The organism is Streptomyces lunaelactis, assembly GCF_003054555.1.
Lineage (GTDB): Bacteria > Actinomycetota > Actinomycetes > Streptomycetales > Streptomycetaceae > Streptomyces > Streptomyces lunaelactis.
This window is the reverse complement of record NZ_CP026304.1, coordinates 7,103,056-7,126,677: the sequence shown is the minus strand read 5'-3', so window position 1 is coordinate 7,126,677 and position 23,622 is coordinate 7,103,056. Positions and strand designations below refer to the sequence as shown.

Below are 23,622 nucleotides of genomic sequence, written 5' to 3'. Positions count from 1 at the left end.
AATGACGTGAAGTTGCTTCACATACCGTCGTCCATAGCGAATATGAAGCTGCTGGAGTTGTAATAGTTCGGCAGTTGCGCAAGGTAAGATCCCGCCCTGGGCGGGTTGGCCTGGGGCCAATCCTCCGGACCGAGCAGGTGCGAAGAATAGTCGCTTGAGCCCACCTGCGGGACAAAGAACAATCGATATCCGGGCGCTGTCGCGTCCGACGTGAAGGTCCACAGCTGTACTGAGCGGTCATCTGAGACGTGGCAGTCCCATTGGACGACCCTGACCACGTTTCCGCCATTGTGAGTGCCGTCGAGGCACTTCCCGGTGCCCGTGTTCCTCAATTGGTAGGTGTCCTGGCCGGCCGTGATGCGTTCCCAGCGCTGGGTCGCTTCGCTGCTGACGCACTCCTGGAGCTGCATCATGGCACCCTGGGTGTTGACGGCGCCCTGGATCCCCACACACAGGCCCGTCGCTTGGTTGACCAGCTGGAGGCCCTTCGGTTTTCCGCTCGGCGCCGGAGGTGCGGCAACTACGGGTGGAACAGAACCGGTTACGCGGTCGTCGCGAGACCTCGCTACGGCGGAGGTATGGGTGGTCGGCGTCGCGGTGGCCGATACCGTAACGGTTGCGGTCACAGCCACGGCCGCCTCCGCGACGGAGCCGGTGGCGGAATCAGAGGCGGCCAGGGGCGGTCGGGCGGCGGTGGCCGGGTCGTCCGAGACGACGACAGTGACAGATGCAGCAATCGCTGCGGCCGCGGCCACCACCGCGGCGACGGCAAAGGCCGGGGTGGCCGGGACAACGCGGCGGGAGGATGCCTCACGCGAAATGCCGCGTGGAGAAGGGACTTCGGTGGGCTCGGGCGTCGCCAGAGCCGGGATCGCCAGGGCAGCAGAGCGCCCGTCGCCTGGTGACGAGGCCGGCCGCTCCGTCGTACTCGGCAGCAACGCCTTGGACAGGGTGGTGTGCTGGCCTGTGTGGATCGCGACGATGTCTGTACGTGCCCGGGCGCAGCTCCCGCACGTGGCCGCGTGCTGGTCGAAGTCCTTGGAGCGTGGGCAATCCCCGTGGCGGACGGTGTCATCCAGCACGGCGGCGAAATGGCGGCACGCTCGGCCGGCGGCCTGCGCGGCATAGGTGCGGAGGTAGGCCTCGTACAGGCCCTTGAGGGCGCGGGTGGCCTCGGAGTCTGCTGTGTCAGGGCTCAGCTCCGCCAAGGGTGTCGTGTGCCCTTCGTGTTCCTCGAGGCTTTGCAACAGCGTCGTCTGCCACGATTCGGGCAGGGCGCGAAAGGCCTGCAGCATCAGTGAGTTGGCCTGGGCGGCCGCTGGCTCGGACACGGGTCTCCTCGTGCATGTGTGTCGCGTAGTGGTCTTGCTGATCCAAAGGCGGAGTCAGCCGGCCTGCTGGAGATGCAGTGGGCTGATCAGGACCTCGCGATTTTGGAGACGATGCGCTAACGGGTTGGACGGCTGGTGGCAGGGGTGCAGCCGTTGGACCCCTGGGTAGTGGATAGATGCCGTGGCCGACTTGTGTCAAGTTCTGCGGCGACCGAGTTGATCACGCTGCTGTAGGCATCGACACCGAACTCGACAGTCGCCCCTCCTGCGGGGTTTGCCTGGCCACTGGCATGCCGAGTCGGGTCGCCGGCCGGGCTACCGGTCTGCCCAGCCACCCTGTCCCCGTCCCAGTCCCAGTCCCAGTCCCTGGCGCGACGAGCCCGGCTGGTTTCTGCTCACGACACGGACGCAGGTACTGAACCAGGTAATTCTGCGCTGCCGTTCCGAGGCCTCAGGCCCCACGCTGGAACCCAAGATCGCTCTCTTCGCCTGCACGACGCTACGTCAGACCCGAGTCGCCTTGGAGCGCCGCGCCGGCCTGACAAGGCCGTGGCAGCAGGACCAGAGAAATTCATGATCTCGGAACCGCCTCAAGGCAGTCTTCTCAGCCTTGAGGAGTGCGGCACCGCAGGAGTGCCACGACAGGGGGAGGAAGTAACAGATGCGCCATACAGACGCCGCTCAGGCACAAAAGTCCCGAAGACGTCGTTTCCGATCACCGGTGTGCCTCATGGCTCTGGTGTCGATGGTCTTCGCGTTGGTGGCCGTCGATCTCAGTGTGGGCGCCCAGTCGGCACAGGCGAGAGCCTGGTGGGCCAACGGAACGTCCCACCAGTGTCGTCCGACCGATGAGGGAGCCGTCGACTGCGTATTCACCGTCGCGAAAGACCGCAACGATTCGTCTCCCCGGGTGATCGACGTGCCCAGCGGTACGTCCAGTACTGGGTCGTGGCTGGTGGCATACGCCCGCAATGACGATGCCAACCAGGTGTTCTCACTGCGTCCGCAGGGCGATGGCAGTTTCCAGATCAAGTCCAGTTCCGGGCTGTGCCTGCAGCCCGGAGGCTGGGACTCCACATGGCGGATTCGCCCCGTACAGCAGGAGCGTTGCAGCGGCTCCGAAAAGGAGCAGTACTGGTATTTCCAGCCGGGTCCGGTCAAGGACAGCGGAACATCCTTCATGATCCGCAACGCAGCTGATGACCAGTGCATCGACGTGGCCAAGAGCTGGCTCGTCGGCCACTCGGACTACCTGAACATGTGGCCCTGCCACGGCGATGACAACCAGTTGTGGGGCACCCGCCTCGACGACGGCGGGCTCGACTTCACCACGGAGTGGGCGGCGAAGTATGCGCTGACCAAGTGCGATGCCAGCGTTGCCGAGCATTCGGCCTACCCCTACTGCAACTACAGTCAGACGCAGGTCGCGGTAACCGGCAATGATGAAGGGGTCGCTCAGTGCCTGGTGGCTCAGCACAGTGACGTAGCGATCCCGTCGACAACCGTCGATTACAAGTCGACCACCAGCACGTCGACGATCACAACGGATTCCATCGCCAACGGCGCGAAGGAGACCGTCACCGTCAAACTCGGCAGCTCCAACGACTTCTGGCACGTCGACTTCGCGGCCGAGGCGTCCCAGTTGATCACCCACTCGGTTCAAACGGGGACTACTTCGACCGAGGAGAAGACCTACCGCGCTGTGGTCCCGGCAGCACCTGCGCATTCCACAACCTGGGTGAAGGCCTTCCCTGTCAGCAAGACCTACACCGGCAAGTTCGTCTTCGCCAAGGGCAGCTGGGACGAGTGGACATACAACACCGAAGCCAAGATCACCGTCACCTACCCCGCCGGGTCGGGAACCACCATGATGTACGACTCCGGTGTCGCTGAAGACAAGCTCGACGCCAATGGGCGATGGGTGCGGCAGCCGGCCTGCGTCAGTGGCGGACCGACCGAGACCATGACCAACTAGAGGTCCCACTGGGTTCAGTCCACCGACACACCGCTCATGGGGGTGCCCCGGCTTCGGCCGGGGCACCCTCACTGCGCCGACTGCAGAGCAGAGTGCCTCCGGAAACTCAGAGGCGAGGGGCATGTTCCTGCGCCCAGGTGGCAATCTGGGTGCGGGTGGTGAACCCGAGCTTGGCCAGGATGCGCTGGACGTGTCCTTGCGCGGTGCGCGGTGAGATGACGAGCTGGGCTGCGATCTGCTTGTCGGTCAGTCCCTGAGTGACCAGGAGGGCGACCTGACGCTCCCGAGGGGTGAGCACGGTCACTGGATCATGCTCCGGTGGGCTGGGCTGCGCGGGGGGCTTGTTCAGTGCGCGGGCGATGGCCTGCTCCATGGTCAAAGCGGCGCCCGACTGCACGTGGGCAGTGAAGCACTCCTCGCTCAGGACGTCTCGGAGCAGGGCCTCGCACTCGGTGCGATGGTGCAGCAGACGCCCGACACCGGGCAGCATGGTGCCGGCCTTCTCCCAGGCGCTCTGTGCCGCGCCGAGGAGTTCCGCAGCCTGTGCGCCGTCCCCGTCGCTCGCTCGCGCCCAGGCCAGCACTTCCAGGCACTGGGCCACAGCCAGCCCATTGTGCGCGGGCCGACCGGTGCTCAGGCTCTCCTGGAGGTTTCTGACGGTCTGCCGGGTGTCTCCGTTCAGCCAGTTCTGGAGCCCGAGGAGCCACAGCGTGAACGAGCGGGACCATTGAGCGCCGTGGGCGTCGCACAGTGCCAGGCACTCCTCGCCGAGGGCGACGGCGCGCGGGTCGGCGGAAAGGCAGCAGGCCAAGCTGAGCAGGTAGAGGGTGGCCCATGTGTCGCCGATGTCTCCGTCCGTACGGAACAGGGCGAGGGCTCGGTCGAACAAAGGGATCGCGCGCGCGAAGTCGTCCTGGAACAGGGCGGTCAGCCCGTCGAACTGCTCGGCGTACGCCTGTGCCAGCGGGTCGTCGAGAGACTGCGCCAACGCGCGGCAGTCCGCCATCCGGACGTGTCCCGAGGAGGTGTCTCCGCGCAGGAGAGCCAGCCATCCGTCGGCCCACAGGGCCTTCAGTCTTGCGGGGCTGGGCGTGGCGTCCGATGCCAGCGCCCTGCCCAGCCAGTGGCGCTCTTCCTCCAAGCTGCCCGCGCCGAGACGGTGGCACCAGAGCGATCCGGCTATCTCCAGACCAACTTGGGCCTCGCCCGGTTCGGTCAGGCAGTAGTCAAGTGCGGTGCGGAGATTGGGCCGTTCCTGGTGCAGGCGGGCGAACCAGGCCGTCTGCTCGCCGGTGAACCACTGGGTCTCGGCACGCAGTACGAGCGCTCGGTAGTAGTCGCGATGGCGGCGGCGCAGCGCCCGGTCTTCCCCGTCGCCCAGCCGCAGGTGGCCGTACTGGCGGAGGGTTTCCAGCATGCGGTACCGCGCGTGCTGCTCCTCGCGGACCAGCACGGACTTGTCCACCAGGCCTGCCACAACGCCGAACACTTCCTGCGCGGTGAGGCCGGAACCGGTGCAGACCGACTCGATCGCCTCCAGGTCGAAGGCGCCGGGGAAGACGGACAGTCTGGCCCAGAGCAGTTGCTCCCCGGGCGCGCACAGATCGAAGCTCCAGTCGAGCGCTGCGCGCATGGTCTGCTGGCGCGGCAGGGCGGCTCTGCTACCCCCGGCCAGCAGCTCGAACCGGTCGCCCAGCCGTTCCAGGATCTGCTCGCAGGTCAGCACCCGAAGGCGGGCAGCGGCCAGTTCGATAGCCAGCGGAATGCCATCCAGGCGACGGCAGATCAGGGCAGCCGTCCTGCCGTGCTCTGAGGGTGCGCACTCCCCCAGCGCGGCAGCCGCCCGGTCGGTGAACAGGTCCAGCGCATCGCTGCGTCCGGCATGCGTGTCCCGCTCGGACTGCGCGGATTGCCCGGACTGCCCCGCCGGCCTGGGATCGTCCGGATCGGGCGCCGACAGCGGGGGCACCGTCAGCAGGCACTCTCCGGTGACGCCCAGAGCCTGCCGACTGGTGGCGAGGATATGCAGGTCCGGGACGGCTGCCAGCAGTGCGTCGGCCAGGACCGCACAGGGGTGCAGCAGGTGTTCGCAGTTGTCGAGCACCAGCAGGACCCGCTTGTCACGAAGGTGACCGGTCAGCGCGGCCATCGGCGGCCGGCCCATGTCGTGGTTCGGTTCGAACGCCGCCAGCACGGCATGTTCGAGCAGTTCTTCCTTCTCGACCACGGCAAGATCTGCCAGCCAGACGCCGTCGGGGAAGGAGCGTCGCACCTGCGCCGCCAGCCTCAAGGCGAGCCGGCTCTTGCCCATGCCGCCCGGACCCGTCAGAGTCAACAGCCGCGTCCGCGCGAGCAGTTGCCGCGCCCGTGAAATCTCGGCGTGCCGGCCGACGAAGCTCGTCGTGTCCGCAGGAAGATTTCCGGACTCTCTGCGCATCCCAGCCACCCGTGGGCCTCATCTCTCGTGCGCACCCGTCACCCGCTGGACAGTCACGGTGACCAGGCTGGAGTTGCGACCGGTGGGCGGTCGCCGTAGGGGGTCAGGCCAAACGCAGCCCGCCGGACCGATGAAGATCCAGATGTCTCGTGTCAGCCGCGAGTCAAACGGCGGTCCTCGTGGGCCCAGCCACCCAACGCTCAGAGCCTCAGCATCCCCGGGGTAACGGAGCGATGCACGGCCGGCTCGCGCCGCATCACCGAAGCCAGTAAACCATCCTTTAGCACCCCAAGAGCACTGAACCCCCTTCGTTCCGCGGCCTGTTCGCCATCTGTCAGGGCAGATTCCCAGTCCGTAACCGTGAGTTGGTATTGGTTCCATGGGCCGCCGCCTCTCGCGGAGGACCACTCGGCACCAAGGGGAGGGCGCGGGGACCGTTCACAGCGCCCCACGGCGTACGCGGGGGACCTTCACAGCGCCGGACGGCGTACGCAGTGTCCGCAACGGCAGATCCGCCACGCGCATCGGACGCCGGGAGCAACCTGAGTCTGAGTCGGCCAGGCAGCCGGCCTCTCCGCAGAAGGAGTCCGTCGTCGCCTCCACCCCTGCGGCGCGGGCTCCATCGACGGCGGCCGACCGGCGCCCCGTCGGCAGCCCTCGGCCTGCAACCCGGCGGAATCCGTGGTTGTTGCCGTCGCTACTGCCGTCAGAGGCGCAGGCCGTGCGGTCGCGGTGTCACTGGCGCGGTGTCGGCGTGGGGGGACTTTACTGCCATGCCCCGGGCTCGGCGCGGAGTATGGCGCGGACGGTCTGCTCGTAGTGCTGGTGGCCGGTCTGGGCGCAGTGTCCGGCGACCCAGTGGGTCAGCTCGTCCGGGGTGTGCAGCGTGCCGGATTCGGCGCCGCAGTTGCGTTCCTCGCCGGTGACGCAGAGCGCCTCGTAGACGGGCACCGCCATGGGGTCGGCGACGGTGGTCACGCGGTATTCGCGGAACCGGAAGCGCCCTCGTGTGGCGTTATGGGCCGGAGCGTCGCTGTTCGCGGTGTCAGGCATCCTCGGTCGCCTCTTCGGGGTCCGGGATGCGTTGTCCGCGTGAGTCGGCGACCCTGAGTGCGTCGGACAGGGCCTCGGTCAACCGGCGGGCGAGCCAGCGGTATTCGGTCGCCGACTGGGTTTGCGCCCCGGGGGCCGTGGCGCTTCGGGCGTACTCCAGTACCTCCTCGCCCATGCTGAGCTGCACCGTCTCGATGCTGTCGGCAAGGTCGGAGAGGTAGCCCCGGCCATTGGTGCTCAGATAGCAGGGCTTCCCCTCCGGTGTGGTCCACGGAAGCAGGCGGGGACCTGCTACTCCTGCTGCGGCGTCGTGTAAGTCTCGGCGGCGGATGCGATCCGCGTCGCTCCTGGGCTGGCTCACCGTGTACCCCCCGGCCTGGGTCGCTGATAGGGACACGGTGACCGTAGGTACTGGCTGGCCGTCACTCCATGCATGAGGCATGCCAGTTGGTGACGCATGGTGTGGGAAGTGTTGCGTTGCGTGGCAGTTATCCGACGACGCCCAGGTAGGCGGCCATCTCGCGCATCTCGGCAGTGAGGGTGCGCTTGCGCCTCTTGAGGATCTCCTGCATGGTCTCGGCGGCCATGCGCTGGTGGCGCAGCCATTCCGGGGAGGCGTGGCGGACGCCGGCCAGTTCGTCCATCGCGGTCGTCAGGTCGTTGGTGCGGGCGTGGGCGCGGGCCACATCGAGGCGGTGGCGGTTCCAGTTGTCGTCGCTTGGCCGACCGGTGTTCTTCCAGGCCTTGGGTGACATGGCGTCCTCGCTGGACTTGCGGACGACGGTGCGGGCGTCTCCCAGGACCATCGCGTCCTCGACGCCTTTCATGCCGACGGTCAGTGGCCCGAAGGTGGTCCAGTGCCGGAAGAATGATCCGGTGTGCTCCCGTCCCACCGCGGATGCCGCGGTGGTGGCCACCCGGTGGTATTGGAGGGCTTCCTGGGGGCGGTTGTTGCGGCCTGCGGCTGCTGCGGCGCGCAGGGCCAGCCATCCCCAGGCCGCGCATTCGTCCGGTGTCGCCCTCGACAGCCGTGGTTCGATCACGTCCGCGGTCTGGGAGGCGAGTTGTTCGGCCTCGTCCAGGCGGCCCTGGCGCAGCAGCAGCCAGCACATGCCGATGACGCCGGATGCGGCGGTGAGGGTGTCTTGGGCACCGCGGGCATCGGCGATCGCTCCGGACAAGGCAGTGTAGGCGAGGTCGTACTGCCGTACCTGGGTCAGATACCGCCCGGCCAGCTGCATCACCTCGGCGCGCGCCAGCAGCGCCTGGTGATGCTCCTGGCCGTGGTCGAAGTGGGCGAGGGCGCTGTTGGCATCGCGTAGTAGGGCAGGGAGTTGGGAAGCGACGCTCTTGTAGCTGTCGGAGTGGTAGAGCACGGCCCCATCGTGGACAGCGCGGCGGAAGCGGCGCAGGTTGGGCTCCTCCCCCGCGGCCTCGCCGTCAATGTCGGTGAGGCCCACTGGTGGGGTGAGGGCGGCACGGAGCTGGATCAGGTTGACGCGATTAGGGTCCTCGGCGCGGCCCACGGGTTCCGGGGCGTCCGGCGCGAGCAGCGTCGCCGTGGTCACGCGCAGCGCGCGGGCGAGCGTATGCAGGGTCTCCATGCGGACGGTTCCGCCCTGTTCCACCTTGCGCACGGTGCCCGGTGACACGCCTGCGGCGTGGGCCAGTTCCTCCTGGCTCATTCCGGACCGACGTCGGTACTTGCGGACGTTGTCGGCCAGCTCCGTAGTCATCAACTCACCACCTCCCATGCCACGGTACGCCCGGCCGGCGCATCAACCGGGGGCGATCCGGCAGACACCCACCCGCAGGGGTGTCCCACCACGTCGCGGGCCGGGCTCCGGCAGGATCGCGCCTGAGCTGGAGGGGACCCCTCCCGCGACCCGCGACCGCTCACCACGACGAAGCCGCACCCGCACTCGGCCCCTGCCCCTCGGAGGGAGGGCCGGGGTCTGGGGCGGAGCCCCGGAAAGGGTTCGTTGCGCTGGCTGTTGCGCGCCCGGACCGGCGGGGCCGTCGGCAGCGGGGCGGAGACAGGAATGGGCGGCGGCCCCGAGGGGCCGGAGCGCGCGCGGGCCGCCCCAGCGGACCGTCTTGATTAAGCACCGCCCGCTGACGCTGGCGTACATCCACTCCGTACTCAGGTCCGCCCTGGAGCACGCCCGTCCGCACCGGCACACCCCGCCCCCGACGCTTCGAACCCCTCACCGCTGACGAGGCCCGCCAGTTCCTCACCGCCGCGAACGGTCACCGGCTGTGTGCACTGTTCGAGCTGGCTCTCCACACCGGACTTCGCAAGGGCGAACTCCTCGGCCTGCGCTGGGAAGACCTCGACCTCGACGCCGGTACCGCTGCTATCCGCCGCACCTTGCAGCGCACCAGCGCAGCCGGGCGCACCACGTTGCCCACCAGGACCCGGGCCTCCGAACGCCGCATCGCCCTCCCCACCCGCTGCCTCCAGCCCCTGAAGCACCACCACGAACAGCAGCAGCGCGAGCGCGAGACCACAGGCACCACTTGGCGGCCCAACGGGCACGTGTTCACCGCTCCGCAGCGGTAGACCGATCGACCCGACCAATCTCACCCGGACGTTCACCGCGCTTCTCCGCAAGGCTGGCCTCCGCCGTATCCGCTTTCACGACCTCCGGCACTCGACTGCCACCCTGCTCCTGGAGCAGGGCGTCGAGCTCGTCGTGATCAAGGAACTCCTCGGCCACGCTCACATCGATGTCACCGCCACCGTCTATGCACACGTCCGGCTCCGGCTCCAGCGCCAAACTATCGACATCCTCAGCACCGCACTCGACGGACCAACGAGCACCATGTCCAGCAGGACCAAGGGCGATGAACCTCCGCCCTGCGCAGCCACCGTCCGCTGACGTTGCCGTCAACTACTGCCGTCACGGCGCCCCGAAGCCCCGCCAGGACACTTGAGTTCTAGACGAGTAGTTCCGATGGTGGTGCTGTCTCATCGGGGGTTGAGCGGTGTCACCAGGTACGTCGTGACATCGTGGCGCCATGACCATCGCAGTTCGCCCGGCTTCAGCCTTCGAGGATGTCCGTACCCTGGTCGGTCCAAAGTCACCTGGGGCCAACGTCTGCTGGTGCCTGAGCTACCGGATCCCGTCCAAGCTCAACAACGAGCTTCGCGGGCCGGCCCGCGGCGCGTACGTCGCCGAGCTGTGCCGTACGGATCCCCCTCCGGGGGTGCTCGCCTACGACGGCGACGAGCCGGTCGGCTGGGCCGCCGTAGCGCCGCGCTCGGACACCTCCTTCGCGCGCAGCCGTAAGATCCCGCACGTTGACGACCTGCCGGTCTGGTCGCTGTGGTGCATCCGCGTACGCCCTGGTCATCGCAAGAGGGGGATCTCGCACGCCCTGATTGCCGGTGCGGTCGAGTTCGCCCGTGCCCACGGCGCACCGGCGATCGAGGCGTACCCGCTCGACAGCGGTGGCGCCAAGGTCGACGTGACGATGGCGTACGCCGGGATCCGGAAGAACTTCGAGCGCGCCGGGTTCGCCCACGCCGCCGACACCACCTCGGTGCTGGCCGGTCATCCCAGAGTCCTGATGCGGCTCGACCTGCGCTGATAGATCAGCCCGGCGCCTCAACGGCCGGCAGGACGGTGGTCAGTGATCGAAAGCGGTCAGCGATCGCAGGACCGGAGCGCCGGTCTTGTGGTTGTGCCAGATGGCCGTGGCCATCGCGAGGATGCGCTGGGCGACGCGGACGGCGACGCCCTCGAAGGTCCGGCCGCCGTGCTGTTCGAGATCGAGCTGGCCCTTCAACGTGTCGTTGACCGACTCGATCAGCTGCCGCACCGACTTCAGCAGCGACTCGCCCTTGCGGGGCTTCTCCCGCTTGAACGACGGGCGGAGCAACTCCGCGCCCTGGAAGGCAAGGTCGGCCTCGAACTCCTTGGAGGCGAAGCCCTTGTCCGCGATCAGCAGCAGGCCGGGCCGGTCGGCGGCCAGCTCGGGCTCGCGGTCCAGCATGGCGGCCATCACCTCCCGCTCGTCGATCTTCGGGTTCGCCAGGGCCCATCGGCATGCCGGTCGGGGTGCAGACCAGGAACAGACGCAGGCCCCAGTAGAACCGGGAGTGGGATGCGCAGTACCCGTACCCGGCCCAGCAGGCCAGGTTCGACCGCTTCACCGTCGGCCTCGACATGCCGCACGGCACCGGCGTGGAGTCGACGATCCAGTGGTTGTCGAACCAGAAGTCCGTATCCGTCGCGAGGAGGCGTATCGCCTTCTTCACCAGCGGCAACGCGGCCCGCAGCCGCTTGTTGTATCCCGGCCGCTTGGTCAGATACGGGAACATCGAGGTCAGGTTGTCGTGAGCGAACCGAAGCCAGCGGGCCTCGGAGGCGAAGCCCAGCAGGGCCTGCGCAACGGCCAGGCAGATCAGCTCGGCGTCGCTCAACTGCGGTGGCCTGCCCAGGCATCGGGTCCCTCCGATCTCGTCGTCGATCTTCACGTACAGTCCGGTGATGAGGGCGTCCAGGTCTTCGTTCGTCACAAAATGATCTTGGACGCCCTCTCTGCATCCCCGGACGCACCGTCAGCATTCGGAACTACTCGTCTAGCGGTCGTCGCAACACCCCAGCTCAAGGGGTGCGATGGACTTCGAGATCCGTATGGTCCGGACTGTGGCTCAGGGGCCAAGGAAGCTCAGCGCTGAGCGGGCGGAATACTTCCGGCTCGTGACAGCGGGTTACAGCAACAAAGATGCATGCCGGATCGTCGGCGTGAACGAGCGGACCGGCCGTGAGTGGCGCAACGGCGGTGGGATCCGCAGCGGCCCAGGAAGCCGGCGGATACCCAGTGGACAGCTGCTCACGCCGACCGACCACAGCCCTACACCGGGCGGGCACCCGTTTCCCAAGAGCGGGTGCCCGCTGTCGGCCAAGGGCCGACAACCGCTGCCACTGTGCCGTCCCGGTATCGGAGCACCTCCCTGACCTGGGACCAGGGCGCCGAGATGGCCGCCCACCACAGCTTCACCCTCGCCACGAACGTCCCGGTCTACTTCTGCGACCCCGCCAGCCCCTGGCAGCGCGGCTCGAACGAAAACACCAACGACCTGCTCCGGCAGTACTTCCCCAAGGGCACCGACCTGTCCGTCCACACCCGTGCGCACCTCGACGCCGTCGCCGCCCAACTCAACGGACGCCCACGCAAAACGCTCGACTGGGAAACCCCAGCCGAGCGTCTGCATAACTGCTCGCCGTCTGACACAACCGATCATGTGTTGCGACGATCTCTAGAATCCGCCCTTCGCCTGACGGGGCTTCGCTTCGCTGGCGGGAACACCGGAGCTACTTTGACCAACCCCCGCATTTGTTGCCTCAGCGTGAACTTGACGCCTGGAGCAGGCTGCACACGGAGGACCAAGACGGCAAGGCATCTTGAACCTGCTTCAGGTCCATACTCGAATAGTCGGGGGGCACGTCGCCAACTCCTTCCACTTCGAGGACATAAAACTCTGCCAGATCACCCACCACCCCAAGTTGCGCCCCCGGGAAGAATTCAAATCTCGCACGAAAAGAATCGTTCAACCGGTCAGGAACACTGGATACGACCGTCAGCGCCGCAAGAGGACCTTGCGCCGCCGGCGAGTTCCACCCGAACGAGTGCAGACCGCGCACTACAAGCAGCGCAGCATTCCCTACTTCAAACTGCAAGGAAGTTCGCAGCTCAAAGAGCAAGGCCGCCGTGGAGGTCAACTGGCACACCCGAGAGTCGAGCAACTGCGCCTCCTGTAGGGCATCCTCCTCCCGCAGGGGATCCGACTCGGCCGAGTCAAGAGCCGACGAATAGAGCCTTGCCTTGACGAGATCATTTATCGAGATCATGGAATCGGGATGTGATTGTAGGGGTCGGCCTTGCCGACCGTCTGTCCAGTTAGAGGATTGACCGATTGCCCTGCTTTATTCATGTAGACCACATAACCGTTGGGGTACTGATACTTACCAGTGGTGACAGGATCCATCACCCGGACTTGTACCACCCGAGGGTCGAGGCCCTTAGTGCCAGCCGGGATATCGTAAGCCCCGCCTTTACCCGTTGCCACCGGGGTACCGGCCGCCCCCTTGGGCAGGGGCAATGTTTCTCCAGCAGGCCCAGTTACAGATCCGATAGAACAGTTGCTGTTGTGAACCAGGACCGGAGTCTGCCCCGCCAGCACATAGTACGTGTGCAGGTCTTCCACCGTGAGGTTGTAGGTGCGGGCGTGCTTGGTGAACGCGTGGTTGCCCGTCACAGTGACGGTTGTGCCGTCATCCGTGAGGAGTGTCATCCCGCGCGTCAGCTTGGCCGCTTCGACCCATCGCCCCTCGGACGGGGACCAGAAGGGGTGCTCATGTGTTGCTGTGAGCTCCTCGGTGCCTTCGCTGGCTTCGATGGTAAGCGTGTTGAAGTGCTTGTCGTCCTCCGTGACGATGAGCCGGGTTACTTCCCGGGGCCCGGATTCACCGGTTTCCGGGTCTGTGGCCAGTACTTGGTCACCCAGCTCGACGTCCTCAATGTTCTTGGTGGTGCCATCTGCCATGAGGACTTCGGTTCCTGCCAGGAAGCACTTGTTGCAGCCAGCGCCTGCCAGTCGCGCACCACGAGCTGCGGCAACGATTCCTGGGAGGGCTGCGAAGAACGTCTGCGTCGCCTTATAGCCGACGGCATCACTCGCGCACTTCTCAGCATTGTTGAGGCAGTAGGTTGCCGCGATCTTCTTGGCACCGGCAACGTCTCCGGTTTCCAGAAGGTGCTTGTAAGCTGCCGCGCAGCCCAGGCGTCCGTAGCAGGCGTTGGCAGTACGGTCACCGTCACCTACTGGCGTATCCCAGTAGCTGCCGCCATCGACCCTGTAGTAGGCCATCCACATCTGGGACAAGCGGGTCTCATCGTCGGTGCTGGGGCCGAAGCTGAGCAGCCATTCTTCTACGTCGCCCTCATCGCCATCACCGCTTGCCGTGCCATTGGTATCGCCAGAGCCGGTGTCGCTACCTGTCGGAAAGAGTGGTGGGAAGCTCTCGTGGTCCGGCTCCTGGTCCCCGAGCTTGCCGCCGTCATCGGGTGTGCAGTGCCCGTTGCCGGGATCGATGCACAGACCAGTGGGATCCGAGAAGGTGACAGGGGTGTTGTTGGCGTAGGCATAGCCATTCAGGGACTGGTGCTGTCCAAGAACCATGACGAGGTCAACACTGATGAATTGACCGATGCCAGGGTCATACTCGCGGGCGCCGATGTGAGTCATGCCCGTCTTGGTGTCGGCCGGTTTGCCCAGAAAGCCCTTGTCGTCCGGCCAGGCCGTTGCGGCAGTGCCTCGAGCGGCGCCGAAGGGACTGCTGTAGCGCTTCGTCACCGCAAGGGTTGTGGCATCCAGTGCCACGCTCGAGGTGCCGTGGTGATCGGCGGCCAGGAAGCTGAGCCTGGTGCCGGCGACGCCCACCGTAGCGGCGCGGACTGCGATCGTCTGGCCTGCCGCGGTGTAGTAGCGGGTGCCGGAAAGGGTCTTCGTGGTGCCCTTGGTGGTGAGGCGGACCTCGGTGCCGCCCAAGTAGAGAACGGTGTCCCCGTCCGTGGTGGTGGGGCGGCGGATGAGGAGCTCACCTGAGGCGTCGTAGAGGTAGCTGGTGCCGAGCGCGGGCTTGGAGCCGGCGGCCGGTTCCGTCGTGCTGACGAGCTTGCCTTCGGCGTTCCAGGCCAGGGTCTGCTGGGCCTGGGTGCCGGGGCGGTTGGTGGTGTTGCCCGCCTTGTCGTACGTGTAGTTAGCGGCCTTGGCGCCGGTGGTATTGGCCAGCGGGTGAGGCTGCCCGGTGGCAGTGCCGTAGGCGTAGTTGGTCGTCTTGTCACCCGTCGTCATGTGCTGGGTTTCGGTCTTGCGCTGGCCGGAAGGCGTGTACGTGTAGGTGGTCCAGTACGGGGCCGCGCCGTCGATGTTGGCCATCGTGCGCCCGGATGCCGCACAGTCGGCGGTCTTCGGGGTCCATGCCTGTGTCATGCGGCGGTGGCCGTCGTTGGCGAAGCACTGGTAGTCGGGCTTGCTGGTTCCGCCCAGTGTGGCCGTGTCGAAGATGGAGGTGACGTTGCCCGCGTCGTCCTGGGTGAACTTCAGTTCTTGCGGAAGGTAACTGTGGACGTCGTCGCTGACCCAGGAGTTGGTCAGGCGTCGGGTTCCATCCTCGTAGGCGTAGTTGAGATATGCCTTCTTCGCGGTGGGGCTCACACCGAGGCTCAGCTGGAGAAGGTCGCCCTGTGGCGAATATGCCGCGGCCTGGACATAGTCGGTGGTGCCATGCGAATAGGTGAGCTGACCCAAGGCGCCGTACTTGTATTCGACGGTCTCGGAAGGCAAGCCAGCGACAGCGGGGCTTCCGTTCTGTTTGGGCGTGCCATCCAGGTTGTAGAAGGCGGAGGTCGACAGAGTTTTTGGAACGCCGGCTGTGACGAGCGGGTCGTTGTCAGGCAGGGTCAGCGATGTGCCGGTCGGCTGGTACATCGCGTCGTAGCTGTCGATCTTCTGGGTGTAGGCCTTGCTCGTGGGCTGGCCGAAGCCGTTCTCGTAGCGGACTGCGGTGTCCTGCTGGCCCTTGGCGAGGGTGTCGAAGGTCCAGGCTGCGAGCTTGTTGGCGTCCGTTTTGGCAGCGGTGCTGGTGTCCCATAGACCGGTCTTGCGGCCCATGACGTCGTACTCGGAAGTGAGGATCCTGCCGCGGGAATCGGTAGCGGTGTTGACCTGGTCGAGCGCGTTGTACGTGGTCGTCGAGGTGCCCTTGTCCGGGTCACTCGCACTGGTCTGTCGGCCGAACAAGTCGTACTTGTAGATCCACTTGGCCTGATCCGGACCGGCGACTGTCTCCTGCTGCCCGGTGGGGAAGTAGGTGAAGTTCGTGCTGGTGTAGTCGTCGCCGATCGGCTGGGTGCCGCCGTATTCGCGGCGCTGGGTCGTCTGACCGAGTGCGTTGGTAACCACTGCGGTGGCCTGGCCGCCAGCGGGGGCTGTGGTGGTGACGGTGTCGCCGGTGTAGGCGGTGTCGATCGTCCAGCGCGTGACGCTCCCGACCTTGGTCTCCGCCTTGATGGCCCGTCCGGCACCGTCGTAGGTGGTGTCGACCCGCATCGGGGCCTGACCGCCGTCGATTCCCACCAGGGTTCCGGAGGGGGCCGTGTCGTCGTCCCAGATGTCGGACTGGGCCGAGATCGCGAGACCGCGCTCGTCGTACCAGTTCAGCGCGATCAGACTGCCGCCCCTCGGAGACGGCGCCTGAGTCTGCCTAGGACGCAGGAGGTTGTCGTAGATCTCGTACGTGGTGTTGTAGCCGCTGCCGTCGCCCTTGAGCACGGCGGTGGACACCCACGGCAGGTCAGAGGCAGTGACGCTGTAGTCGTACACGTAGTTGGGGGTCTTGCCGAGGCCCTTGGAGCGGTTGGGCAGCCAGGTCTTGGTGACACGGCCGAGGCTGTCGTACTCGCTCTCGGTGATCTTGCCGTTGGTGTCGGTGACCTTGAGGGCAGCGCCCGTGGCGAAGTCCACGAGCGTAGTCGTGGTGTGCCCCTTGGCATTGCCGACGGTGCTCCTGGTCGTCGGGCCGGTTGCAGCCGGGGTGTAGGTCGTCGTAGCAGCAGTGGTGTCGTTGGTGTCCTTGACCGTCAGAGGACGGCCGAGGGTGTCGTACGTCGTCGTGGCGAGCTTCTGCCAGACCGGGTTGTTCGCGGTGGTGTAGCCCTTGGCGCGGCCGGTCCAGCGGGCCTCACCCTTGGTGGGGGTCTGTGTTGAGGACCAGGTGGTCGTGTCGTAGGCAGTGGCGTCGTCGGAGATGACGTCGCCCGGCACAGTGGAATCAGCCGGCAGGTTGAGGTCGTCACCTGTGATGGCACAGGGCTTCCCTGTGACGCGGGTGCGGGAGACCAGGGAATTGATGCCTGCGGCGTCATTGCGGGCGTACCAGATGCGGGAGCACTGTTCGTCACCGGTAATGCCGTCGTCGCCCTTGTCCTCGATGTTTGTGGCCATGCCGTAGGCGTCGTAGGTCGTCACCGTGGAGCGGACCCGGTCACGGGCGGGGAGGTTGGTGGTGATGTTGGTGCGTGCGTGGCTGGCGCCGGTGCGTATGTAGTAGGCCTCGGTGTCGGCGTAGGACTTGTGCTGGGTCGCCGTCCGCTGGGACCACGGGTCATTGACGGCCCCTGTGACTTCCTGCGCTCCGTTGTAGGTGACGGTTTCGCGGGTGAAGCCGGCGTACTGGCCCGAGTCGGTGATCGCCGGGGCCTTGATACCTGTGACGTGGGCGGTCTTTCGTGCGGTCGGGTCGGGGGTCTTTCCGTCGGTGCCGAGAAGGCGGTCGCCGTCCATGCCGCGCATGTAGACCGTGGCGGTCTTGGACTGGGTCTTGCCGGCCATGCCGGTGAGGTGGGTGACCTTCTCGAAGCCGCGCCAAATTGACCAGGTGCGTTCCTTCTCCTTGACCAGCGGATCCTCGTTGTAGTGCCAGCCGGCGCCGGAGTAGCTGTAGGTGTGGCTGACTCCGGATGAGCCGCCCTTGGGGTCGGTCGTAGAGACCTGCTCTACCGGGTACTTGTGGAACCAGTCGAGGATCGGGTCCTTCTCACCGTTCGGCGACCAGTACACGGGGTAGCAGCGGCGGGTGTTCTCATCGAGCTTGGGCCGGGCCTGGCCTGCGAGGCAGTCGGCCTGAAGGTAGTTGACGATCGTGGCAGAGCCGGTCTCCGACGTGATCGTGTACAGGCGGGGCTTGTGCAGCGGCAGGATGTTGTCCTGGGCGCCGTCGACGCGGTTGGCCCGGAACTCGTGATCGAATTTGACCGGATCCAAGGTAATCGGCGTGCCGCGCATCCCGGTGTGGCGGATCTCGTCCAGCCACAGGGACTGGTCGGAGGAGTCACCTGTATCGCCCGGGTCCAGATAGGCCTGCGTGAGCGCCCACTGATCCACCGGAGTGAAGGCGGGCGTGGCGGCAGCCGCTTCCCATGCGTAGGTGGTGACGGCCGTCATCCGTTTGCGCGTGAAGAAGCTTGGGCCCGTGTTTCCGGTGCACTTGGCGTCGTTCTGGCAGATCGCGTCGAGTGGGACGTCGGGCCAGTTGTCGCGGGTGTCCGGGTCGAGGTTGCTGCAGCCGGTGCCGGACTGGATGCAGCGTTCCTTGTAGTCGAAGACGACCTTGTTCGAGGCGGCAGGGCTGCCGGTGAACAGTGCGCCGGCCCGCTGGCCGTAGCGGATCTCACGCAGATATCCGCCGCGGGTGTAGAGGGTACCGGTGGTGTCGTCGCCGAGCCTGTCGTAGTTGTTCTCTTCGGCCGTGTACCAGTAGCTCATGGCGTTGCCGTGGGTTTCCTCGACATAGTCGAGGTTCCAGCGCCAGGCCTGCTTCTTGTCACGGCCGGCGAAGCTGGTGCCGTCCGCGTAGCCGGGCTCGCCGGAGTCGTCACCGAAGACCGGCACGGTCCACACCGACTGCGTACGTTCGCCGGCCGGTGCGCCATCGAGCTTGTTGAGGCCGAAGACGTACTTGGTGCCCTCACCGGTGATGACGGTCCAGGACTCGCCGTCGTCGTCCCCGTTCTCAGCACCGGTGGAGTGAATGACGGTGGAGGCATCGTCGTTCTTCAGCCGCCACTTGCCGCTGGTGTCGTCCTTGACCAGCTCAGTGGCCTTGCCGTTCAGGACGAGCGAGGCGTTCTCGTACTTCCAGCACAGGTCGAACTTGTCGGTCTGCCCATCGTCGTCGCAGGAGCCGTATTTCCGCTCGACGTACGAGGAGGTGATGTCGAAGCCCTCGCCGACCGTGCTGCCCTGGTTGTTCGTGTTGGCCGTACGACCGTCCACACTGCCCGAGTCGTACGAAATGGTCAGGCCCGGCCTCGGGCCGGCAGCCGACGGCGGGACGCGAAGCGGGTAGCTCCAGGTAAAGGAGCCTGAGGAGCCGCCGGCCTCCCAGGTGGAGGAGGACGCGAGCGGGGTGGCCTTGTAGTCACCCGTACTGGACTGTGTGCCGGCGGCGAGGGCGAGCACCATCGTCTGGCCCGCAGCAGGTGCGGCCGCCGACTTCGCCGCGCGGGTGGTCACGGTGGCGGCGGGCTTGAAGGACAGGTCCGCGTCGATGCGGTTGTTCTTGCGGTGGTTGTTGAAGGCCATGGGCGTGCGGGTGCGGCACTTCGCGCTCGCAGGATTCTTCAGTGCACAATCCTGCAGGCGAAGGACCTGCAGACGCCCCGCCCAGTCACCGCCATAGGCGGATGCGAACTTGCCATAGTCGATGCCGAGTTCGGTCGCACCACCATTGGCCGGACCGGTGACGGTGAGGACGACGCCCTTCACGCCCAGAGCAGCCGCCTGCCTCTGGTCGAGCACGTTGACCTTGACGCTGCCGGCAGCCTTGCCGGACTTGGCCTTCTTGACGGGCTTCGGCGACGTCAACGTGACGGGGAGAGCGCCCGGGGAAGCCTTGACGGCACCAGCCGACGGGACGGTAATCGTTGCCGTGCCCGCCGTCGGCCAGGAGACCGACTTCGCCTGATCCGCCTTCGCCCGAACTGCGTCTTCGCGACCGGTCTCCGCAGCCTTCTTCAGCAGCGCGGCACTCTTCTTGTCCAGCTTGCCTGTAAAGCGAGAGACCGACTGCGGCGTCGGAGCCTTCAGCTCGGGCTTGCCGAGCGGATCGACTGTGGCGGCAAAAGCCACGGGAGTGAGCAAGCCGGGTATGAGGCTGACAGCGACGACTGCGGCGACGTGCCGAAAGGGCAACCTGTGTGCGCGTCTTTGATTCCGGCCCCGCCTGAGGGGAGGCGGCGTGAGCGGCTTCATGCATGTCCAATTCGGTCTGGCCGCGCGAGCGGCAGGAAAGAACCAGGTCTGGTGTGTCGTGGCAGTACGCGAAGCGATTGGAAGGCGTCGAGTCGCTTGGCCGGGGGCGGACACGATGCGCCCGCCCCCAGGCTGGTGATCACGCAGGTCCCGTACCGTATTACGGGGCTCCGACGACCTTCTCGCCTACTTGACCGTCGTTCATCGCGCCCGCCCACACGCGCAGGCCGTGCAGACTTCCGGGCAGATAGTGAGCGGTGGTTCCATCAGCGGAGCCTCGGCCGGCAGCAAGCGCGCCGCTGCCCTGCATGAGCTCGCTGAAGGAGTAATCGGCGTCCGCGGTCATGGGTTGCTTGTTGACAAACAGACTTGTTGCGCCGTAAGTCGCGCCGTTATCGGCTGACTTGGCGGCGTTGAAGACACCGGTGACCTGAACCGGGATGTCCATATCCGCGGCGAATTCAGAAGCCACCTGACCACTGCCGATGACCTGGCCGGTACCGTCGGTCGCCGTACGACCGAACTTCCACAAGTAGCCGCCTCCGGCGGTCTTCTCCACCCACAGAGCCCACGACGACTCTCCCCCGGCGGGAGTGGCCTGCCCGAAGACATACGCGCGGTATCCCGGGTTCTTGGCGATGAGCTTCGCTCCGTCGAGGGTCACGTTGGCTGAAACGGTGAACGATGCGGTCTCATCGATGACCGGCCCAGTAGCCGCGACGTAGCCGGCCGTGCCGTCCAGGACCAGGCCCTCATCTCCGCCGACGAGCGAGGCACCCGATGCCGACAGCTTCAGCGGCCCGACCGGATACGCCGAGCGGTTGGTCAGCTCCGTGCCTGAGGAACTGACGGCATCCCAGTGAGCGATCAGAGGGACTGCCGGGTTGCCGTCCGCCGACTGGATCGCTTCCGCATCGGTGCGCAATTCAATGTCACTGGCCTTCAAGGCGCGCTGCCATACGGCGACCTCGTCGATGTTGCCCCGGTAGTACTGGGTGAACGCACCCTTGGTCTTCGTACGGCCGAACTGCAATCCGTTGGAGGATTTCCAGGGGGTGTACGTGCTGGACTTGCTGCTGGCCACGACCGCGCCCTGAGCGCGTCCATTTACGAACAGCTCAATGGTGTCGTTGGCCACGTTGGTATCGTTCTTCGTGTCGAAGACTCCGGCCACATGCGTCCACACGCCCGCGGTCGCAGGCTGATCCGCAACAGTCTCGATGTTCACCGCATCCGCCGCGTCCTTCGACCCCCGCTTGAAGACCCAGGTCTTCTTCGTCGGCGAATACAGCAGCGTGAAGGCGGAGTCGTGCGTTCCCGGGGCGGACAGCACCGCACGGTTGGCAGTGGTGTCAGTGAGATACACCCAGGCGGACACCGTGAAGGACTCCTGGGTATTGAACGCCGCCGTGCTCGTGGCGGCGTAGCCGACCTGCTTGGCTGGGTCGGTGACTGATTCGTTCAAAGCCAGTGACCAGTCGCTGTCACCTCGGCGGCCTCTCGGCGACCACGTCGCGGTGTTCGGCTGCGGCTGGTAGAGCGTGGCGTCATGCCGAATGCTGCCTTCGACGCCGGTGTCCTCCGCCGTGCCAGTGCCCTCGGCGAACCTCCAGCGGCCGGTCTCTTGCTCACCGATCCCCACACGGAACTTGAACTCGGCGGTGGCGCCGTAGCGTTCGCGATCAGTGATGTCGTAGGCCTGCACGAAAAGTCTCTGATCGCCGGACAACAACGGGACAACGTCAGTAACCGTGACCGTCGCCCCGGTCACCTTCTTCGCCCCGGCGGAGTTGTCCGACGACAGCCACCACCGGTAGCCCTTGACGTCGGTGTCTGCAGAGTCAGGCTTGAAGGTGAAGCTGCCAGGCGTTCCCGGGGCTTCGCGTGCCGGGCAGTTGTTGGCGTCAACGCACTCCACGTAGCCCCTGCCGTCAACGAGGTTGGCCGTGACGTCAGGTTCCTCGGGTCCCAGCGTGTCGACCTTGAAGTAGCACCACGCTGAGCGACCCGAGGAAATCTTCCCGTTCTGACCGTTGTGGGTCCAGTACGACTCGGTGAGCATGTTGAACCGGTACGTCGCACCCTCCGCTACCCCATCGATTGCGAACGGCACCACGGTGTCATCCGGAACCGAGCCAGTCGAGGGCACGTTGACCGTGAAGGCGTCGGCCCATGTGCCATCGCTCTTCAAGTACTCGGTGTGGAACAGTGCCCGCAGGGAACCCCGGAACTCGTTGCCCTGGGGCTGCTGCTGCGTCTGAACCATGCCCCGGATCGTCGGATCCTTACGTGTGACGATCGTCGGGTCAGAGACGCTCTTGTCGCAGAACTGCGTATTGCCGTAGCCGGGAAGAACACCGACGTTGTTCGGCAGGTACGGCTTGGGTACGTAGATGACCTGCAGGTCGGCGTTGTCTTCGAATCGCTTCCACGCGTCCGGGTCGCCCTCGTTCTTCGCCTTCAACATCAGGGTCAGCCGGGAGAACTTGCCGTCAGCGAAGTTCTTCACCGTGGCGGTGAGGTTCTCGTCCGTCTCGGCCGGGTTGTCGTGGAACTCGATCCACTTGTCCGGCTGCCCCGGGGAGCAGTTGTCGCCGCGGCCGGCCGAGACGTTCTGGTCACCCATGTGGTCCAGCTCGGACGGGCCCGGCCAGCGAGTGGCCTCCGACATGTTGCCGGTCCGCACCAGCTCGATCTCGTGCGGGCTGCACGAGAACGACCACGTCTCATACGCGCGGAACGTCGCGTCCAGCACGTGCATGCCGGAGATCTTGGTGGGCGCGAACTCGAAAAGCATGCGGTTGGTGTGGTCCGCGTCGCAGTACCAGGGGCCGACCCGGTAGCAGCGGCCCACTCCGTAGTCGCCGTCGAAGTTCCACCAGCGGTCACCGTCGGAGGAGATCACCGACTTCTCCGAGGCCCCGGTGCCGATCGGCGGGTCGATGTAGACCGGGAAAACGGTGTCCTTGCCGCGCAGGAGCTCCTGGTCGGGGACCACGCTCACCGAACCGTCGGCGACCTGCACGGGCAGGACCGCGGTCGCGTCGCCGGCGTCGGGCTGCGCCGGGTCCCGGCCGCCCTCGGCCGGCTCCACGAAGTCGTCAGAGGCGGTGCGCATCAGTTGAGGCTCGGGCTGGGAGCCGAGGTCGCCGGCAGAGTCCCACATCATCCCCGCAGGGCCGCTGAAAACCGCGTTGCCATCGCCGTCCAGAGCACGCAGGCCACCGCCGGCGCCGGAGACGATGTCCAGGCCCTCACCGGTAGCCGACAAACTGATCTTGTTCAGGGCCGGATTGGCCGCCGCCTCAGCGGACTTGACCACCAGGATCTCGCGAAAGCCCTCCGCCGTCGCAGTCAGCTGCAGATCCACCCCCGCGTACACCTCGGGGTACGTAGCCGTCGCCCCCTCCAGCCTCGGCTCCGGGAGCGACCCCGGCCAGCCCAGCTCGATCGCACCCTTCGCAGACGCCAGTCGGATCAAGTCCTTACCGGCACCCCCACCGGAGAACGACAGGTCCACCACGGTCGACTTCGGCCCCACCGAGCCGTCCGACCGACGCGCCAGCGTCGCATCGATGCTCCGCCACGAGCCGTCCTCGGCCCGGGCCCGCTGCGGACTCGTCGACTGCGTCAGCGTGTATGTGCCATCCGGATTCGCCATCGTCTGCGTGTACTCGGAGCGTTCCCCGATCACCTCGACCGGCTCACCGGACTCGGCCGCCAACGCGGACGCAGCCTGCATCGAGCCGGCCGGCCCCGCAGGCACCTGAGCCGAAGCCTGCCCGGTCAGTGGGGGAAGCACCGAAGCAATCACCGCCGCCGCCAACAACACACCGGATCTGCGACGCACACAGCGCCACCCCCGACCTTTCACAACCCCACCCCTGACTTACATGATCCTTACACAGGTTGGCCAAATATGAACCGCACGTTCGAATCCGTCAAGGGCGGTACTCGCAAAGGCAGTTGTTGGCCATCACCAGGACAAGCAAGCGCTTGG

The 23,622-nt window shown here is 66.2% G+C and carries 10 protein-coding genes and 3 pseudogenes; 4 read left to right on the top strand and 9 right to left on the bottom strand.

Translation table 11 applies throughout. The annotated features are described in order from the left end of the window. Positions 1-17: 17 nt before the first annotated feature. Positions 18-1,331, bottom strand: coding sequence for an RICIN domain-containing protein (locus SLUN_RS32545; protein ID WP_108153509.1), 1,314 nt, complete (start codon positions 1,329-1,331; stop codon positions 18-20). 730 nt (positions 1,332-2,061) lie between these two features. Between SLUN_RS32545 and SLUN_RS32540 the strand changes: the two genes are divergently transcribed. Continuing rightward, positions 2,062-3,306, top strand: coding sequence for an RICIN domain-containing protein (locus SLUN_RS32540; protein WP_159100378.1), 1,245 nt, complete (start codon positions 2,062-2,064; stop codon positions 3,304-3,306). A gap of 106 nt (positions 3,307-3,412) precedes the next feature. On the opposite strand, the gene SLUN_RS32535 is transcribed toward SLUN_RS32540, so the two are convergent. The 4 genes from SLUN_RS32535 to SLUN_RS32520 form a co-directional block, all read right to left on the bottom strand. Beyond that, a complete protein-coding gene (locus SLUN_RS32535) occupies positions 3,413-5,743 on the bottom strand; it encodes an ATP-binding protein (RefSeq protein ID WP_108153507.1) in 2,331 nt (776 codons plus the stop codon). Positions 5,744-6,508: 765 nt separating this feature from the next. Next, positions 6,509-6,796 (bottom strand): DUF7848 domain-containing protein, encoded by a 288-nt coding sequence (locus tag SLUN_RS32530; protein ID WP_159100377.1) that lies wholly within the window; start codon positions 6,794-6,796, stop codon positions 6,509-6,511. Beyond that, the gene (locus tag SLUN_RS32525; RefSeq protein ID WP_257153838.1) at positions 6,789-7,157 is read right to left on the bottom strand and encodes a hypothetical protein; all 369 of its coding nucleotides are present in this window, start codon (positions 7,155-7,157) and stop codon (positions 6,789-6,791) included. The genes SLUN_RS32530 and SLUN_RS32525 overlap by 8 nt, the downstream gene beginning before the upstream one ends. A gap of 127 nt (positions 7,158-7,284) precedes the next feature. Next, complete coding sequence (locus SLUN_RS32520; protein WP_108153505.1) at positions 7,285-8,532, bottom strand: helix-turn-helix domain-containing protein; 1,248 nt, start codon at positions 8,530-8,532, stop codon at positions 7,285-7,287. A 376-nt stretch (positions 8,533-8,908) separates the two neighbouring features. Between SLUN_RS32520 and SLUN_RS41700 the strand changes: the two are divergent. Beyond that, positions 8,909-9,678: pseudogene (locus SLUN_RS41700) on the top strand (tyrosine-type recombinase/integrase); the annotation flags it as partial. A gap of 139 nt (positions 9,679-9,817) precedes the next feature. Further along, positions 9,818-10,390 (top strand): GNAT family N-acetyltransferase, encoded by a 573-nt coding sequence (locus tag SLUN_RS32505; RefSeq protein ID WP_108153502.1) that lies wholly within the window; start codon positions 9,818-9,820, stop codon positions 10,388-10,390. A gap of 39 nt (positions 10,391-10,429) precedes the next feature. On the opposite strand, the pseudogene SLUN_RS32500 reads toward SLUN_RS32505, so the two are convergent. Continuing rightward, positions 10,430-11,321: pseudogene (locus SLUN_RS32500) on the bottom strand (IS982 family transposase). A 435-nt stretch (positions 11,322-11,756) separates the two neighbouring features. Between SLUN_RS32500 and SLUN_RS41690 the strand changes: the two are divergent. Next, positions 11,757-12,020, top strand: a pseudogene (locus SLUN_RS41690) (IS30 family transposase); the annotation flags it as partial. Positions 12,021-12,150: 130 nt separating this feature from the next. On the opposite strand, the gene SLUN_RS40170 reads toward SLUN_RS41690, so the two are convergent. The 3 genes from SLUN_RS40170 to SLUN_RS32485 form a co-directional block, all read right to left on the bottom strand. Beyond that, entirely contained in the window at positions 12,151-12,657 is a 507-nt protein-coding gene (locus tag SLUN_RS40170; protein WP_170146527.1) for a hypothetical protein, read from the bottom strand. Beyond that, a complete protein-coding gene (locus tag SLUN_RS32490) occupies positions 12,654-19,622 on the bottom strand; it encodes a polymorphic toxin-type HINT domain-containing protein (protein WP_108153501.1) in 6,969 nt (2,322 codons plus the stop codon). The genes SLUN_RS40170 and SLUN_RS32490 overlap by 4 nt, the downstream gene beginning before the upstream one ends. Before the next feature lie 160 nt (positions 19,623-19,782). Next, a complete protein-coding gene (locus SLUN_RS32485; RefSeq protein WP_108153500.1) occupies positions 19,783-23,364 on the bottom strand; it encodes a laminin G domain-containing protein in 3,582 nt (1,193 codons plus the stop codon). Positions 23,365-23,622 lie beyond the last annotated feature (258 nt).

Bases quoted from the DNA above. Each gene is read 5' to 3' on its own strand.
- SLUN_RS32540 (WP_159100378.1), top strand. From the start codon at position 2,062: ATGGCTCTGGTGTCGATGGTCTTCGCGTTGGTGGCCGTCGATCTCAGT.
- SLUN_RS32535 (WP_108153507.1), bottom strand. From the start codon at position 5,743: ATGCGCAGAGAGTCCGGAAATCTTCCTGCGGACACGACGAGCTTCGTC.
- SLUN_RS32530 (WP_159100377.1), bottom strand. From the start codon at position 6,796: ATGCCTGACACCGCGAACAGCGACGCTCCGGCCCATAACGCCACACGA.
- SLUN_RS32520 (WP_108153505.1), bottom strand. From the start codon at position 8,532: ATGACTACGGAGCTGGCCGACAACGTCCGCAAGTACCGACGTCGGTCC.
- SLUN_RS32505 (WP_108153502.1), top strand. From the start codon at position 9,818: ATGACCATCGCAGTTCGCCCGGCTTCAGCCTTCGAGGATGTCCGTACC.
- SLUN_RS40170 (WP_170146527.1), bottom strand. From the start codon at position 12,657: ATGATCTCGATAAATGATCTCGTCAAGGCAAGGCTCTATTCGTCGGCT.
- SLUN_RS32490 (WP_108153501.1), bottom strand. From the start codon at position 19,622: ATGAAGCCGCTCACGCCGCCTCCCCTCAGGCGGGGCCGGAATCAAAGA.
- SLUN_RS32485 (WP_108153500.1), bottom strand. From the start codon at position 23,364: ATGCAGGCTGCGTCCGCGTTGGCGGCCGAGTCCGGTGAGCCGGTCGAG.